This is a genomic window from Sphingobium sp. GW456-12-10-14-TSB1, assembly GCF_059424385.1.
In genome coordinates this window covers 1,005,627-1,021,653 of the sequence record NZ_JBWKZI010000002.1, presented here as the reverse complement: position 1 = coordinate 1,021,653, position 16,027 = coordinate 1,005,627, and the positions used below count along the sequence as shown (strand labels likewise).

At 61.3% G+C, this 16,027-nt stretch carries 11 protein-coding genes; 3 read left to right on the top strand and 8 right to left on the bottom strand.

Annotation, left to right across the window (positions count from 1 at the left end; translation table 11 throughout):
• Positions 1 to 2: 2 nt before the first annotated feature.
• Complete coding sequence (locus AC07X9_RS21820) at positions 3 to 2,327, bottom strand: TonB-dependent receptor (protein ID WP_037513921.1); 2,325 nt, start codon at positions 2,325 to 2,327, stop codon at positions 3 to 5.
• 353 nt (positions 2,328 to 2,680) lie between these two features.
• The gene (locus AC07X9_RS21815; protein ID WP_241763567.1) at positions 2,681 to 3,688 is read right to left on the bottom strand and encodes a sterol desaturase family protein; all 1,008 of its coding nucleotides are present in this window, start codon (positions 3,686 to 3,688) and stop codon (positions 2,681 to 2,683) included.
• 745 nt (positions 3,689 to 4,433) lie between these two features.
• Between AC07X9_RS21815 and AC07X9_RS21810 the strand changes: the two genes are divergently transcribed.
• The 3 genes from AC07X9_RS21810 (at position 4,434) to AC07X9_RS21800 (ending at position 8,217) form a co-directional block, all read left to right on the top strand.
• Complete coding sequence (locus AC07X9_RS21810) at positions 4,434 to 4,796, top strand: 2Fe-2S iron-sulfur cluster-binding protein (protein WP_017181270.1); 363 nt, start codon at positions 4,434 to 4,436, stop codon at positions 4,794 to 4,796.
• Positions 4,797 to 4,990: 194 nt separating this feature from the next.
• Positions 4,991 to 6,295, top strand: a complete 1,305-nt coding sequence (locus AC07X9_RS21805) for a hypothetical protein (RefSeq protein WP_254908168.1) — start codon at positions 4,991 to 4,993, stop codon at positions 6,293 to 6,295.
• A gap of 173 nt (positions 6,296 to 6,468) precedes the next feature.
• Positions 6,469 to 8,217 carry a PAS domain-containing protein gene (locus AC07X9_RS21800; RefSeq protein WP_017181268.1) on the top strand — a complete coding sequence of 583 codons (1,749 nt, stop codon included), beginning with the start codon at positions 6,469 to 6,471 and terminating at the stop codon, positions 8,215 to 8,217.
• A gap of 22 nt (positions 8,218 to 8,239) precedes the next feature.
• Here the strand turns inward: AC07X9_RS21800 and AC07X9_RS21795 are convergent, their stop codons facing one another.
• From AC07X9_RS21795 to AC07X9_RS21770, 6 genes are read right to left on the bottom strand one after another with little or no spacing between them, the layout of a single operon-like run.
• The gene (locus AC07X9_RS21795; protein WP_017181267.1) at positions 8,240 to 8,731 is read right to left on the bottom strand and encodes a DUF3237 domain-containing protein; all 492 of its coding nucleotides are present in this window, start codon (positions 8,729 to 8,731) and stop codon (positions 8,240 to 8,242) included.
• Between the two features lie 53 nt (positions 8,732 to 8,784).
• Positions 8,785 to 9,666 (bottom strand): hypothetical protein, encoded by an 882-nt coding sequence (locus AC07X9_RS21790; protein ID WP_017181266.1) that lies wholly within the window; start codon positions 9,664 to 9,666, stop codon positions 8,785 to 8,787.
• Positions 9,666 to 10,637, bottom strand: a complete 972-nt coding sequence (locus AC07X9_RS21785) for a 2-hydroxyacid dehydrogenase (protein WP_086486362.1) — start codon at positions 10,635 to 10,637, stop codon at positions 9,666 to 9,668. Before AC07X9_RS21785 ends, AC07X9_RS21790 begins: the two co-directional genes overlap by 1 nt.
• A gap of 9 nt (positions 10,638 to 10,646) precedes the next feature.
• Positions 10,647 to 11,561 (bottom strand): TauD/TfdA dioxygenase family protein, encoded by a 915-nt coding sequence (locus tag AC07X9_RS21780; protein ID WP_241763566.1) that lies wholly within the window; start codon positions 11,559 to 11,561, stop codon positions 10,647 to 10,649.
• Positions 11,562 to 11,575: 14 nt separating this feature from the next.
• Positions 11,576 to 12,988: an MFS transporter gene (locus AC07X9_RS21775; protein ID WP_017181263.1), complete on the bottom strand. Its 1,413-nt coding sequence runs from the start codon at positions 12,986 to 12,988 to the stop codon at positions 11,576 to 11,578.
• A 24-nt stretch (positions 12,989 to 13,012) separates the two neighbouring features.
• Positions 13,013 to 15,928: a TonB-dependent receptor domain-containing protein gene (locus tag AC07X9_RS21770; protein ID WP_086486363.1), complete on the bottom strand. Its 2,916-nt coding sequence runs from the start codon at positions 15,926 to 15,928 to the stop codon at positions 13,013 to 13,015.
• Between the last annotated feature and the right edge of the window lie 99 nt (positions 15,929 to 16,027).

Genomic DNA, 16,027 nt, shown 5'->3' with positions numbered 1-16,027 from the left:
TCTCAGAAGTCGGTTCTGAATTGGACGCCAATCTGGCGCGGACGGCTGACCGCACCACGCGGCAGGCGCTGGGCACTGCCATCGGCCAGGATTTCCGACCGCTCGATGCCCGAACTGTACAGGTCGCCGAGGTTGAGGCGCTTGTCGAGCAGGTTCTTGCCATAAAGCGTGATCTGGGAGGTGCCAAACTTCACGCCGATGGAGGCGTTGACAAAGTTAAGTGGCTTGCGGTCGAGGAAGCCGCCAGCGCTGTTTGCGACTTTCAGCCCCCCTGTGTAGCTATAGTCAGCGCTGATAAGGAGCGACGCGTTGTCGCTGATTGGATGATCGTAATTGCCCGAAATCGATCCGGTCCATCTGGGCGTCTGGACGAGCCGGGTATCAGGCGCCTGCGCGAGGAGGCCGGGGTCAAGCAAGCGGCCATCGGTGTAGCCAAGGCCGAGTTGGAGCATCAAGGGCACGCCGGCGATGGGCCTGCCACTCACTTCCAGTTCGCCGCCGCGAATGCGTGCCTTGCCGGCATTGGCGGTGAAACTGAACGTACATGTGGGCAGGATCACCTGCTGCTGGATGTTGGACCAATCGATCTGGAACGCGGCGGCCGCAACGTTCAGCCGCCCTCCGGCGATCCGGCTCTTCGCGCCGACTTCATAGCTCCATAACGTGTCGGACTTGAAATCCTGCGTATCATCCTGCGTGCGCCCGATCGCAGCGAGGTCCGACTGGCAGAAATCCGGCAACCGGCCCTGAGATCCGCCCAGACGAAAACCCTTCGACGCCGATGCGTAGACCGTACCCTCCCGCGGCAGCTTGTAAGAAACGACGAACTTTGGAACGATGCCGCTCTGGCGGCTGCGGCGTGCCGGTGCCAGGTCGCCGCCCGGCGAATTGAAGATGCCTTCGCTCAGCACGGCGTCGGCCTTCTGCTTGATCCAATATTGGCGCAGCCCGCCGGTCAGTGTCAGTTTGGGTAGAATTTCATAATATAGCTCGCCAAATATCGCGCTATTGTCTTCATGCGTCGGGAACGTCTGGCGCGTGATGAATGGCGGATCGAAACCCGCATCCTCGAATTCCGGAACAGGCAGGGCCGGCTGTGCAAAGCTGTTGAAACGGTGCTGATAGAAAAAGCCGACGATGCCGGACAAGCCGGGCAGCAGGGTGCCTTCGTCGAACGAAAGCCTGACCTCTTGCGTGAAGCGCCGGTCCTTGGAAATGTTGATGGTCGGCAAAGGTGGATCCCCGATATCCACACCAAGCACATCCCTGATATAGCCGTTATTGCCTTCGGTCGTGTCTTCCAGTTCCTTCGTTCGACGCGCAAAATAGCTGCTGGAAGAGACGATCGAATATCCTTCGCCCGAATATTTGAGGACAAGCGATCCTAGCCCCCAACGATCTTTGGAATATTCCTGCACGTCGCGATCGCGATCAATCGTGTAGGTCACGGGGCGATAACCGGGGAGGGGGAGATAGGCGGCGGGGAAACCATGCAGATTATATATCTGCCCGATGCCGCTGATCGTCGCCTCCAACTCATCCGTCAGCTTCGCCCGCAAGGATGCGGAGGCCGAGTAGGTGTCGCCGCGCCCCTGACCGGGCACCGAAACAAGGGCCCCAGACGCACCGGGGAAACGGCGCGTGATGAAACCGGACTCGCGCGTGTAGCCGCCAGCGATGTCCAGTCCCACCCGGTCGGGTACGACAACCAGGTTGGCCAGGGCATTGCCGTCGAAATCGAAGCCGCCATTCTTGGTGCCGCCGCCCTGGATTTGGGCGGTGTAGCTGTTTTCGGTGAAGGTCGGCTGGCGCGTGATGAAGCGCAGATTGCCGCCCATCGAACTGGCGCCGAAAAGCGTGCCCTGCGGTCCTTTAAGGACTTCGATGCGATCAAGGTCCAGGGTCTGCGGGCTGATCGAGGCCGGGACGGGGGTATCGTTGATGTAATAGGCTGTCGTGTTGGCTCCGGCGACGCCGCGGATGGTCGTCTGCCTGCCGCCGACAAAGCCGACCGACGAAAAATCGCCGCCCTGGCCGTACTGGAACGTGACGTTTGGCAGTTTCGTCGCATAATCAGCGAAGGTCTGGATATTCTGCTTTTTGAAGAAGTCCGAAGAATAGGCCGTGATCGAGGCTGGCACGTCCGTCAGCGACTCTTCCTTTCGCCGTGCGGTAACGACGATCGCGTTGCTGTCGTCATCGTTGTTGCGGGCTTGTGCTGGTGAGGGCCGATCAACGGCAGAGCCTTGAGATGCCTGAGCCAGAGCTGCGGTGCCGTTGAGTTCTGCTATCAGGACCAGCGTCAGGATCGATACGCTCGCGCTCATGCTCAAAAGGCGCCGGTGGCGTTCGGAAACGAATGTGTCGAAAGGCCTCATACAGTTTTACTCCCTGTCTCATTGGCGGCTACGTCATGCGTGCCGCCTTTTTTTGCCCAAGCCCGGCGCGAAAATCGCAGTCCCGAGAGGGTGCTGGAAAAATGGGTATTTGGGGCTGGTGCTCATCCCATCGCGTCTCAGAGGCTATGGGGGCAACGCCTGTGGGGTAAGTAACGTACCGTATCGCGGCGTAACGATCGCATGTTAATGCAAGGACAGGCCGGATTCGCGGGCGTTACAGCTTTGGCTGCGACCTCGGCGGATAGCCGTAACGGTCGCAGCCATGGGCGCGGGTAACGTTATTATTTCGGGTCGGCTTCTGCCTCGTGCCGCCGTCCGACGCGCACCAGATCCCTGATCTGCCGGCCGGCGACGACAAAGGGTTCGCCATAAAAGCCTTTAAGGGTCTTATGCGGATTCTGGTCGCCGAACTCTTCTTCATTGACGCCCCACCGCCAGGTTTCACCCTTTTTGGGCAGATAGAGCGTGCCGAACATCCAGTCCCACAATGTCAGGACCACGGCGTTGTTCTTGTCGCGATGGTGAAGCTCGATGCTATGGTGCAGATTGTGCATCACGGGTGCCAGCACGATCCGATCCAGCCAGCCATATGATACCGGCACATGGACGTGGGATAGAAAGTCGATCACGAAGAACAATATATAGGCCATAATGCCGACGCAGGCCATGGTTCCAGGGTGCAGAGCCGTGCCCGTGGCATAAAGGGCCACGCCCGTCACCAGGCCGCCAAACACCGCCGGGACAGCATTGACGATGAAGAATTCGATCGGATGCTGGCGATAGAGCGTCCAGGGGGTCAGGGTTTCGGCCGTGTGGTGCGGCTTGTGCAGGGTCCACAGGAAGGGGTTGGTGTGACACCAGTAATGGACCCAATATCCCATAAAGTCGGTGGCCAGGAAAAAGACCAGAAATTGCACGGCGACGATTGCCCAGGCCGCATGCAGCAGCGGGGCGGTGGCACCAAATTCGGCGCTGAGCAAGTTGGCGACGTTGGTCGCGATCGCCAGGCCATTCAGTGCGAACAGGCCGACGAGCGGGAAGCCGATGACGAAAAGGATGATCGCATTCCAGCGATCGACCCGTGCCGAGGCATGGCTGTGCAGGTCGCGCGGGAAGGCGGCATTAAGCAACATTTTGAACGATATGGGGCCGTTGGGACGTTCCGACAGAATGAAGATGATCGCAACCACCGCCGCGAACAGAGGCAGACCCCACATCCACATCGCCATGATTTCAATGGTCGGTTCGTAAAAGGCGCGAATGCCGGACCACAGGTTAGAATTGTCCATGATGACCTCCTGTCGACAGGCATGCGCAGATCGCGAGGACAGAGCGGCCTGGAGGCGGGCGATGTCGGCCAGCCGATCGGTGCGAGACGATTCCATGATCGACGACGGCCGACGGGGGGCGGGCGGGGTTGAAGCATGTAATCATATTGTCTCTCCTATTCGCGTCCGCTCGTTAAGGAGCGTGTTCAGCCATTGCTTGCGCATGCCCAGCAGCGATGCGGGAGCGCGAATGCTGGCGTCGCCACGACGGTGGCTGCTCGCCAGGATGCAATTCGTATCGCCCTGCTTCGCAGCGCAAGCTTGGTTGGCCATGGGGGAAAGCATCGCGCGCCTCGGCTGCGACCAAAAGTAACGAACAGTATTGTGCTGGACGTAACGTACCGTATCAAAGGCTGCGACGCTTTGGATTGACGGCGGATCGCGCCGGGAAGGTGAGGGCCCAAAGGGCCACGAAAATCCGTGCATGAGGCGCCGCGGTGCGGCGTTCTGAATGTGCCGCAATAGTCAGTATGTGCCGGTGAGTGCGTCAGGTTGCTGTTGCAAATATGAGATAATCATTGACATTATTGCGAATTCGCTGCCAATTAATGAACAATGATGAACGGTTGCCTGATCGAGATGCGATAGCTTCGCGAGCGGCGCCGCGTGGGTCAAATTCACATTCATAATATCCACAGCCATAGGTGTATTCGGGCCCGCAAAGGGCGCACGCGCAAGGATTTTTGAGGAGATGAGCACAGTGAATATGTCAATATCGCCCGTAGAAGATGTTGCCGCTGAACCGCAGCGGGAAGGCGGGCTGCGGGTCTTGCTGTCCGATGGAGTCGTTCGGGATGTTGCCGCGTCGCCCGGTCATTCGGTCATGGAGCTGATCCGCGATGCGGGCATTGCCGAACTGCCTGCCTATTGTGGCGGAGTCTGCTCCTGCGCGACGTGTCACGTCTATGTCGGCGCGGAGTGGTTGAGCCTCTTGCCGCCGATGAGTGACGATGAGGACGCGTTGCTCGACAGCATCGCCAACCGGGCGTCGCAATCGCGCCTTTCCTGCCAGATCCCGTTTTCCGCACAGTTGCACGGCATGGAAGTTACCGTAGCGGTCGAGGAGTAATGAACCGGAGCAGGCGTCACTGTCCGATTGCGGCCGCGTTGGCGCCTGCGTCCGCAACATAGGGCGGCATGTGTGACCTAGGGTGTTTACTTACGGACAGAGGGGGCGCAGATATGTTAAGATTGTTGCTTGGAGCACAGCGCTGAAAATTCAACCTGGTCCGTCATTCCGTCCCACGTTCACGATCCCATGCCATGTCGTCAGATGCCATGTCGTCAGATGACAGTGCACGGGAACGGTTGAGAGCATTCGCCGAAACGGTCCGAACGAGTGGAAGTCTGGGAAAATCGGTACAGATAAATCGATTGTTCGACTTCCTCGTCGAATCCTCTCTAGCAGCTAGAACGCCCAAAGAGATCGAGATCGCGCAGGAGGTATTCGGGCTTTCGCCAAGCGATCATCTCGGCCAGGACGCCACCGTCAGGATGAGCATCCACCGGCTGCGCAAGAAGCTGGAAAACCTGCCCCCCAACAGGGAAGGCGAACATCTCGTGCTGCCACGAGGGGAATATCGCCTCCAACTCAGGTCCGACATCGATCTCGATGCTGCGGGACTGGTCGCGGAGGCTTCCATCGGCAAGACTGACGACGCAGAAACACCCGGGCGTCAAACCCGCTACAATATGCTGGCGCGGCCTGTCCTGGCGATCTGCGTCCTTGGAATCATTCTCCTTGCGGTGCTGATGGCCTGGTTCTGGCCTTTGAACCTGACGAGAGATGCTCGGCTGGCGTCCGCGTTCTGGAAGCCCCTGACACATTCGGCGATCCCGACCGCCCTGATTGTGGGTGATCGTTATGCGTTCGGGGAAGTCGAAAACGGCCGGGTCGTTCGGCAGGTGGTCGATCCGCTCGTCACCAGCAGCGAAGATCTCGACCGCTACCTGCTCAACCACAAACGCGATGGTGCCCAAGTGGTCGATCTCAACCAGTTTGACCTGCCAGCGGCGATGGCCCCCGCGCTGGTGTCCATCATGCCGGTCCTGAACCGGGCTACGGGCGATGCCAAGGCCAGGGCGATCACATCGTCGCGCTTCACCACAGACATGCTCAAGACGCATAATATCGTCTATGTCGGTCTGTTGAGCGATCTGCGCGACCTCAGCGAGCCGATATTTGATCGATCAGGTTTTGCTTTGATGCCGACCGGAGACGCGATCGTTGATCGCCGGAGTGGCCGGCGGTTCGAAGCCAATTGGGCCGACCCGTCCAAGGAGCGCATGTTGCGTCGCGACTATGCCTATGTCGCCAGCTTTCCAGGGCCATTTGGCAACCGTATTCTGGTGATCGCCGGAATGAACGATCCGGGTCTTGTGGAGGTGGCACAGATTGTGTCCCGTCAAGCCGATCTGGCCATATTGACAGGGAAAGCCAATGAAAAGTCCGCGTTCGAAGCGCTTTATGAAATCCGGACTTTCGGACCATCCGGCGTGGCAAACCGGCTGATTATCGTGAGACCGACGCAAGCAGGGCGTCAATGGGACGCCACCTTGCAACGATGATGGACTTGATCGGGCTCCGGCGGCCTTCAACGCAGGGATGATTGCAATACCGGCGACGCGGTAGCATCCGCTTCGCTGATCCATGATCGGTCCTTTCCATTGCCTTGGTAACCAAATGGCGCGCCAATCGTTGCACGGTTGGACTCGTGCGCGTTGGCAACTAGAGGAAACACATGAATCAAGACCAAGACGGGCAAAACGACGCTGGCTTTGACGTCGAAAGCGCAGGACAGAGCCAGGGTATTCCGGCAGGCGACACGCTACAGGACGACGGCAAGGATACCACTGGTCGCAAGGCTCGGCAGCATTGGCGCGAAAGTGTTATCACCCGGCCCGGACTCGATGATCGTGGCGACGTCTTTTTCGCGGCGATCGAGATGACCCGCATGCCGATGATCCTGACGGACCCCGCACAGCCAGACAATCCGATCGTGTTCGCGAACAAGGCGTTCCTTGATCTGACCGGCTATGAAGAGAGCGAGATCCTGGGACGGAACTGTCGTTTTCTCCAAGGTGCGCAGACCGATCGTGCCGCGGTTGACGAACTGCGCGATGCGATCGCCCAGCGTGAGTCGATCGCCGTCGAGATACTGAACTACAAGCGGGACGGGACACCGTTCTGGAACGCGGTGTTCATTGGCCCGGTTTACGACACGTCGGGCAACCTCCTCTATTTCTTCGCCAGCCAGTTGGACGTGACGCGCCGCAAGGAAAGCGAGCAGGCGTATCAGCAGTCGCAGAAGATGGAATCGATTGGCCAACTGACTGCCGGGCTTGCGCACGACTTCAACAATCTTCTGCAAGTGGTGACCGGCAATCTGGAACTATTGTCGGGCCGCGTCGCGGATGAAAAAGCGCAGGCTTATCTCGCGCGCGCGCAGGGCGCTGCAGAGCGTGGCGCCAAGCTGACCGGGCAATTGCTGGCATTTGCACGCAAGACGCGGCTGGACCCGCGCGCGATCGATGTGAATGCCTGCATTGTCGGGTTTGCCGACATGCTGGAAAGTTCGCTGGGCCGCTCAGTCGAGCTTCATCTGAGCCTGCGCCACGGGCTGCCCAAGGCGGTGCTGGATGCCGAACAGTTTGAGATGGCCATCCTCAACATAGCGCTCAACGCGCGCGACGCGATGCCAGGCGGCGGGCTGTTGACGATCTGCACCTTGAAGCTGCATCTGAACGGCGATGCAGAGGCGCGGCAGCTGAAATCCGGCGATTATGTCGTCATTGAGCTGCGCGACGAGGGGGAGGGGATGCCGGAGCATGTCGCCGCGCGCGCCGCCGAGCCCTTTTTCACGACCAAGCCGACCGGCAAGGGCACCGGCCTGGGGCTCGCCATGGCTTCCGGTTTCGTCCAGCAATCGCGTGGCCGGCTGGAGATTGACAGCGCGCCGGGGAAGGGCACGACGATCCGCATGCTGTTTCCGGTGGCTGGTGCGGACGCGCTGCCCACGGTTCACACGGCGGGGCATCCTGTCGGCGAAAGCGCCAAGGTGGACGGCGCACACATCCTGCTTGTCGAGGACAGCCCCGACGTACTCGCCCTTGCCCAGGAGCATCTGGTCGAGGCGGGATACCGCGTGACGGCGGTGGAAAATGGCGACCTTGCTTTGGTGGAATGGGAGCGGATTCGCGCGACCGATCCCATCGACCTGCTGTTTACCGACCTGGTCATGCCCGGCACGCTCAATGGCATCGCGCTGGCCGAAGCGATCACTGCGCAGGATCGGGATATGCCGGTTCTCATGACGACGGGCTATAATGAGGAACTGGTTGCAGAAGGACCGTTGCGGCGCGGGCTGGATGTGCTTGGCAAGCCGTGGCGCAAGGCCGAGCTGCTGGACCGGGTGGCGCAAGCGCTGGCAAAACGCGCCGCCGGTCAAGCGCGTCGCATTCCGTCCGAGTTCGGCGCAGCCGAAGAATAGTCCGGTCCCTCGCGTCGACCGATCAGGTGACGCGCCAGACCCATAGCCGGATCGAGTCGGAGTAACGTGCGCCAGAGCAGATGAAGATGCTGCTGTTGAGCCATTCATAAGGGCCAACGGGTGCGATGAATTCGGGGACGGTGCGGAAATAATAACCCGACGGATCGACAGGCTCCCCGCCTGCCAGACGCGCCATGACATCGGCAGGCCCATGCCGCAGCCCCCTGTTGCGGATCTGGATGACCGCGCCATCATCGGTTTCGATCGCATAGGTCGCGTCCGCGACCGTGACGCCATCCGGCCGCAGAAGCTGCCAGTCGCTTCCACCGCCCAGGATATGGCCGCGAATGCCTGGCCCCTCGACCGTGCCGGACAGGATCGGTATGATCCGCCGCATGCCGTCCGGCGTCGGGCCAATCTGTATCGGATCGGCCAGTTGCGCGCTGGCCGCATAGAGGAATTCAAGGCCGGGCCGGATGGCATCGACAGGGATATTGTCAGGCGACATGGTCATCGGCTCCATCTACGGGCGATCCGGTTACAAGAGTGCAGTCTAGCATTTGCCAGTCATGGGCGGGCAAGGCGCTGGCAGGACATCACATTCTGTTGTGCATCGAGCTGAAACAATATGTCCGCGCGCGCCGGAAGGTCGGCGAACATATGGCGGGTCACACGCTCATAATGGCTCACGAAGCGGGCCACGGCGGCGTCATCCATGATAGCTGGCGCATCCGGCGCGGCCGCGCGAAGCTTATGTTCCTGAAGTAGCCGGTTGGCGAGAACATGATCGAACGAAGGCGGCTGCAACATCACCAGATGGTCGATCCGCGAAAACAGCTGCGCATAGGAAGTCTGCAGGGCCATGTTCACATGGCGTCGCCAGATGCCTTCGGCGTCCTCCTGCGCCTCCAGCGCGTTGAGCGGCTTGATCAGGCTGTCGGCATCCTGTGGCCGAGCGCCCACGCACCAGCCTTCGAACAGCAGAATGTCGACCTTGCCGGCATGGCGTGTCCAGTCGGCCCGCGGCAATCGGTCGTCCAGCGCCTTGCTGAACCGCGGGATCAGGGCTTCCCGCCCGGCGGCCATATCATCCAGCAACGCGATCCCCGCATCGACATCATGCGTCCCCGGCACCCCGCGCGTCCGGAAAAGGGGATGTATGTCCTGCGCGATCCGCTCGCGCGCCGCCAGGGGCAGGTAAAGATCATCGAGCGAAACCACCGCCGCCGATACCCCATGTTCAGGTAACAGCGACGCGCAGAGGAAGCGACAGAGCGTGGATTTTCCACTGCCCTGTGCCCCGTTGATCCCGACGATCAGGGTGCGCCCTGCCAAGCTGTGCCACTGCGCGATCTGCTGTGCGAGCGGCCGCCACCAGCGATCGACTATCGCCGCGTAAGAGGCGGGCAACTGTTCCGCCGCGATAAGATTATCAATGGACACAGGCATTACAGGCTATCGCGGGGCGTCCGGCCCTCCCGCCAGTCGTCCAGATTGGCAAGGGCGCGCATGCCCATCGCTTCGCGCGTTTCCCGCGTTGCGCTGCCCAGATGGGGGAGGAGGACGGTATTGGGCGCATCGCGCAGGCGTTGGGAGACATGGGGTTCGCCAGCAAAGACATCCAGCCCCGCGCCGCCGATCCGCCCTGCTTCCAGTGCGTCGATCAACGCGCCTTCGTCGACCACGTCACCCCGCGCGGTGTTGATCAATATGGCATGGGGGGCCATGTGCGCGAAAATGGCCGCATCGATGATGTTGCGGGTTTCCGCGCCGCCGGGGATATGCAGCGATACGACGTCGCTTTGCGCCACCAGATCGACCGGTGACGGCACGAAGCGCGCCCCAAGGCGCTGTTCATCTTCCTGCGCGCCCGGCCGCCGTGAAAAATAGACGATGTCCATGCCAAAGCCGAAACGGGCGCGCTCCGCCATCGCCTGCGCGATCCGGCCAAAGCCGACCAGCCCCAGCGTCTTGCCGCGCAAGCTGGTCCCAAGCAAATGGGTCGGCCGCCAGCCGGTCCATTGCTCGGCACGCAATTCCCGTTCGCCTTCGCCTGCGCGGCGCGTTGTCATCAGCATCAGCGTGATGGCGATGTCAGCGGTCGCGTCGGTCAGCACGCCGGGCGTATTGGTTACGACAATGCCCGCCGCCCGCGCCGCCGCGAGATCGATATGATCAACGCCTGCGCCGTAATTGGCGATGATCTGCACCCGTCGCCCCGCCACGCCCAATATGCTGGCATCCAGCGGATCGGTGATGGTGGGGCAGATCGCATCGAAGTCACGCATGGCCGCGGCCAGTTGCGCGCTCGTCAGTGCCACATCGCTATCGTTGAATGTCGCGTCATAGCGCTGCGCGATCAGCGCTTCGACCGGCTCGGGCCATTTGCGTGTCACCAATATCCGGGGCTTGTCGACCATCGTTTCGGATCAGTTCTTTGGTGCCGAGGCGGAGAAATAGGCCGTGAACGGATCATCGGCATGTTCGGGCGGTTCGCCTTCGCGCACGGTGGTACGCCGCATGTCGCGCCGCTCGTTATAAATGTCGAAATCGCCGCCCCGGTGCATGGTGGTCAGGTTGTCCCAGATCACGATGTCGCCCGGTTCGTAGGCGACGCCGAACACATATTGCGGCTGGGTGGCGAATTCGATCAGATATTTGATCAGCGCGCGGCCTTCCTCACGCGGCAGGCCCACGACATCCATCGCATGGCTGCCGATATAGATGGCGGTACGTCCAGTCGCTTCCTGATGCATGATCATGGGCTGGCGCGCTTTGGGTCGGCCGTCAATTTCTTCCTCCGTGATCGGAAAACCGGCGAGCAGTCGCGAATACCAGAGCGAATGGTCGGCTTCCAGCGTATCGATCTTCGCCCGGATGTCGGCCGGCAGATCCTCATAGGCCGATCGCATGTCCGCGAAATAGGTAAGGCCGCCTTCCTTGGGCACTTCATAGGCAAGGAGCAGCGAATAGGCCGACCGCAGTTCCATGAAAGAAGAATCGGTATGCCAGAGCCGATCGCCTTTCTTGTGCAGCACCATATTTTCATCGACCAGTATCTCGCCCGCCGGGGTGAGGTTGCTGGCGTCGAATATTTCCGGCGTGTTCGGGTGGCGGCGCGGCCGGTTCTTGACCGCAGGCGCGGTTTCCAGATGGCCGAAATGGCGACTGAAGGCGATGTGGGCGGCATTGTCGAACCCGGTCCCGCGAATGACGCATACGCCCCATTGGTTCATCGCGTCCTTGATGGCGGCGAAATCGGCGTCGCTCAACGGTTTGCCGACGTCGATGCCGGAGAGCTCCGCGCCAAAGCGCGCTGTTATGGGGGTCGCAGTCAGAGCCATGATCATAATTCCTGTTAGGCTTGGTCGGCTTTCGCCGGAAGGATGGTGTTTTCGGTGGGAACGGGATTGCGGGCGGCCCGGCGCTTGCCGACACGGGCGAGCAGGACGAGCGACACGGCAGAGAGCAGCGGTGTGGCCGCCAGCAGCACGAACAGCAGGCGCGGCTGCATGTTCATCGCCAGCAGATAACCGCCCAGCAGCGGCGCGAAGATCGAGCCGATCTTCGCCACCGACGTTGCCCATCCAGCGCCATTGGCGCGGATCGCGCTGGGATAGAAGATGCCAGCGATGGAATGCATGCCAAAATGCGTGCCGCTGATCATCGCCATGCTGAGCAGGGAGAAGGCGGCCAGCCCCTGTAGCGAAACGGGCGCCAGACCCATGACCAGCAGCAGCGGCGCCGCCAGCATGGGATAGAAGGCGATGGCGATCGGACCCAGGCGGTCAGTGAAGCGCATGAGCGCCAGCCCCGCGATCGAACCGCCGATCGAACTGACGGACATGATCATCGCCGCCTGGGTCCGGGTGAAGCCGACATCCTCAAAGATGATCGGTCCCCAGTTCGACTTGAAATAGACCGCCATCGAACTGCCGATATAGGCGAGCCACAGCAAGCTGGTGATCGGGCGCAGGTCGCCTTTGAACAGGGTCGTGATGCGGAAGCTTTGCCCGGTTGAGGCCACCGCTTCGTCGGTGACCGTGAAATGATCCTGCGGCCGCGCGCCAAGCCCCGGCGCCAGCGCGTTCAGCGACCTGGCGATCTTTTCGGGCGATCGTCCCTTCACCGCCAGATAGCGAGCGGATTCGGGGAGGAGGGCAAAGAGAATGGGCACGAGCAGCAGCGTCGCCACGCCCGACACCATGAATACCGATTGCCAGCCATAATCGGGCGCCAGCCAGACCGTCATCGGCCCGGCGACCACGCCGCCCAGCGTATAGCCCATCATGATGACGGTCACGACAGTCGCGCGATAGCGGCTGGGCACGAATTCGATGTTCAGCGCCCAGGCAAGCGGCATCAGCCCGCCCAGCGCCAGGCCATTAAGGAAACGGAGGATGAGGAGCATATGCATGTTTGGCGCAAGCGCCATGGCTATGCTGGTGGCGCCAAAGGCCACGACCGATGCGATGATGATCGGGCGCCGCCCATAACGGTCGCCCAGCCAGCCAAAGGCGATCCCGCCCAGCATCGCCCCGAACACGCCCGTCGCGAACAGTTCGCCCAGCGAAATCACGTCCGCACCAAATCCGTCGCGCAGATAGGGCGCGACGAAAGAGATGACGAGCATGTCGAAGCCATCGAGGAAGGTGACCGCCCAGGATAGCGCCACCAGCCGGATGATGAACGCATTGATCCGCTGACGTTCGATCACATCTGTCAGATGGATGACGACAGGGGGTGACGGATCGGTTGCGTTCATGCTCATATCGGCTCCTGTCGATCCCGCGCCTTATGAACCGAAGTGGAAGCGCGCGCCGACCTTGAACGCACGACCGACCGGATCGAACAGAATCTGGTTGGTGCCGCCCGACGGGCCGGGCATTGCGGGCGGATCACGATCCAGCAGATTGTTGACCGTCGCAAACAGCTGGAAGGTCCGGCCATTGCCGGTATCGACATTCACGCGGGCCGTCATGTCAAGGTAGAAGCGGCTGGGGACATTGTTGTTGTCGACGCTGTTGGGCGCGGTAACGGCATAGCCATCCTGATCCGGCCCGACGAAATTGGTCCAGTAGATTCCCGACGGAATGTAGCGGCCATGGCCGGTCAACTGGAACTTGCCAACGGTCCAGGTGAGGACGCCGTCCAGCACATAGTCGGGCACGCCCGGTATCGTCCCGGTGCGAACGCCGGTCTGGCCCGCGCGGTCCACCGCGCCCAGGGCATCGACGGTGGTCAATTCTTTGGTGATGTTCGCGATCAGTTGCGCATTCAGTTCGCCCCACGATCCGATCGGCTGACGATATTGGAATTCGATGTCATAGCCGCTGGTCTTGAGCGCATTGGAATTGAGGATGACGTCGCGAACCTGAAGAATCTGGTTGTTGGCGTCGCGCGTTATCTGGCTGCAGAAATTGGTGGCCCCTTGCGCGCAGCGGTTGACCAGCGTCTGCGCGCCCAGCGCGCCGATCGCATCGGCCATCTTGATATTATAATAATCGACCGACAGACGCAGCCGCTGGAACGGGCCGCTGCGCGGCGCGATCACGAAACCGCCGGTCCAGCTGTCCGCCTTTTCAACGGAAAGATTGGGATTGGAGCCGGTTATGACGAAGGGATTGGTCTGCAATCCCCCGTTCAGCGGGTCGGACAGGCCGATCGAGCGGAGCGTCTGCGGCCCGAACAGTTCAAAGATGTTGGGCGCGCGGATGTCGCGTGACCGCGTGCCGCGCAACCTGACGCCTTCTACCGGTTCATAGACCAGGCCAGCCTTCCAGGTCGTGACCGATCCTGTCGTGCTGTAATGGGTGCGGCGGGCCGCGCCATTGAGATCGAGCGCATAGCCAAAGGCTGAATCGCGCAACAGCGGCACGGCGACCTCGCCAAATACCTCCTTCACGGTCACGCCGCCCGACAGGGCCGACCCGTTGAGCGAATAGAAGCCGTTTGCCGCCGAAATGGGGTCGGCGGTGCCATCGACCGTATCCCGGCGATATTCCGCGCCGACCGCCACCGTAACAGGCCCGGCAGGCAGGTCGAACAATTCGCCGCGCAGGTCGATGCCTGCGACATGCTGTTCATTGACGGTATGTTGCAGGCCGTTGCCGGTGATGTAGCCCACCGACGCCTGGCTATATTGCCCTTCGCCAAAGGGGTTGAAGGGGACGCAGGAGGCATCGTCATTACTGGCGATCGCATCGGCATTGACGCGGCAGACGGTCTGGCCGCCAGACTGTACCGCATCCACCGCCTTCAGCAGATTGGCCTGATTGACGAGGTTGGTCGCACGCTGGGTGAAGTTGGTGCGGCCATATTGGTAGAAGCCGTTGACCGTCCACCTGTCGCTCAGTCGCCCCTCTACGCCTAGAACGCCGCGATAGGTTTCCGTGGTCGATGTTGCACGGCCAGGGCCAAGGTCGAACGCGGCCTTGCCCAGGATGAAGGAAGCCACGCCATTGGCGTCCATCGCCGACGCGACGGTGGCGGGAATGAATGGATTGTCGCGCTTGATGCGGCCCAGCAACGTGCCATTGAAGTCACGGAAGATCGCGCCGTCGACCGTGCCCTTGACGCGGCCATAGGATATGTCGGCGGTGAGCGTCACATCATCGGTCAGTTCCGCCGTCAGCGCGCCATAGCTGGAAACCCGCTCCAGCGGCACTTTAAGCCGCAGGGCCGAAATGAAGCCGTTACGCCCCTGTCCTTCGCCGCCAAGCATGAAGAGCGGGCCGACCAGCGTGCCATATTGGAATTGACCCGGCGTGCCGTCGGGAAGGAACTTCGTGCCGCGCAGCGGGTCGGTAGCCGTCGTGCCGATCGCCTGACCAGCTGCATTATAGGATCGGTTGATCAGGCCGCCCGGCGTCATCGTCGATGTATTGACCCCGGCGATGATGAGGTTGGCGGGCAGGCCACCGGCGCCCGGCGTGTTACCGAGGATCAGGGTCTGGCTGTTGCGCCAGCTACGGCTTGTACAGGTGCCCAATCCTTCCAGCTTTTCATATTCCACTGCGCCGATGATATGGACGCGATCGCTCAGGCGCATGCCGCCCGACAGGCTGGCGAACAGATTGCCGTCATCGCCCCGCTGGGACATGCCGGCGGCAAATTCGCCGTCCAGCCCTTCCTTCTTGCGGTCAAGGATGAAGTTCACGACGCCTGCGACGGCATCCGAACCATAAGCGGCCGAAGCGCCGCCAGTCACGACATCGACAGTGCGCAACAGGGACGATGGAATGAGGTTGGTGTCGACCGAACCCTGCACGGTGCTGGGGACGAAGCGCTTGCCATCGACCAGGACAAGCGTGCGTTGCGGATCAAGTCCTCGCAGATCGAGCAACCGGGCGCCGATATTGCCGCCCAGATTGGCCTGGGCCGCAGGACCGCTCGATGCGCGGAAACTGGGCAGCTGGTTCAGCGCTTCGCCGACATTGGTGATGCCCAGCGCATCCAGACGTTCCGCCCCGATCGAGGTGACGGGCGTCGGCGCGTTGAAGCTGGACCCAAGGCGCGTCCCCGTCACGACGATGTCGGTTGTGGGGAGATCGGCGGGGACCACGTCGTCCGATTGCCGGGTGGCGGGCGGCGAGGCCGTCACGGCATCCTGTGCGGCTGCGCCGATCGGCAATGCCGCCATCAGTGCCCCGGCAATGGCCCGGCCGCTCACATTTGCACGCATGTGCTGGGTGCTCAATCGCATCATCATTTCCCTCTCCTGGCCTTCTGCTGCGGCCTCTGGAGCAATGTATGTATCACGGTACATATATTGTCAACGGCTTCATCCATTGGCCAGATCGGCAGGAAA

Bases quoted from the DNA above. Each gene is read 5' to 3' on its own strand.
- AC07X9_RS21805 (WP_254908168.1), top strand. From the start codon at position 4,991: ATGTCGTCAGATGCCATGTCGTCAGATGACAGTGCACGGGAACGGTTG.
- AC07X9_RS21775 (WP_017181263.1), bottom strand. From the start codon at position 12,988: ATGAGCATGAACGCAACCGATCCGTCACCCCCTGTCGTCATCCATCTG.
- AC07X9_RS21795 (WP_017181267.1), bottom strand. From the start codon at position 8,731: ATGACCATGTCGCCTGACAATATCCCTGTCGATGCCATCCGGCCCGGC.
- AC07X9_RS21790 (WP_017181266.1), bottom strand. From the start codon at position 9,666: ATGCCTGTGTCCATTGATAATCTTATCGCGGCGGAACAGTTGCCCGCC.
- AC07X9_RS21770 (WP_086486363.1), bottom strand. From the start codon at position 15,928: ATGATGATGCGATTGAGCACCCAGCACATGCGTGCAAATGTGAGCGGC.
- AC07X9_RS21785 (WP_086486362.1), bottom strand. From the start codon at position 10,637: ATGGTCGACAAGCCCCGGATATTGGTGACACGCAAATGGCCCGAGCCG.
- AC07X9_RS21780 (WP_241763566.1), bottom strand. From the start codon at position 11,561: ATGGCTCTGACTGCGACCCCCATAACAGCGCGCTTTGGCGCGGAGCTC.
- AC07X9_RS21815 (WP_241763567.1), bottom strand. From the start codon at position 3,688: ATGGACAATTCTAACCTGTGGTCCGGCATTCGCGCCTTTTACGAACCG.
- AC07X9_RS21810 (WP_017181270.1), top strand. From the start codon at position 4,434: ATGTCAATATCGCCCGTAGAAGATGTTGCCGCTGAACCGCAGCGGGAA.
- AC07X9_RS21800 (WP_017181268.1), top strand. From the start codon at position 6,469: ATGAATCAAGACCAAGACGGGCAAAACGACGCTGGCTTTGACGTCGAA.
- AC07X9_RS21820 (WP_037513921.1), bottom strand. From the start codon at position 2,327: ATGAGCGCGAGCGTATCGATCCTGACGCTGGTCCTGATAGCAGAACTC.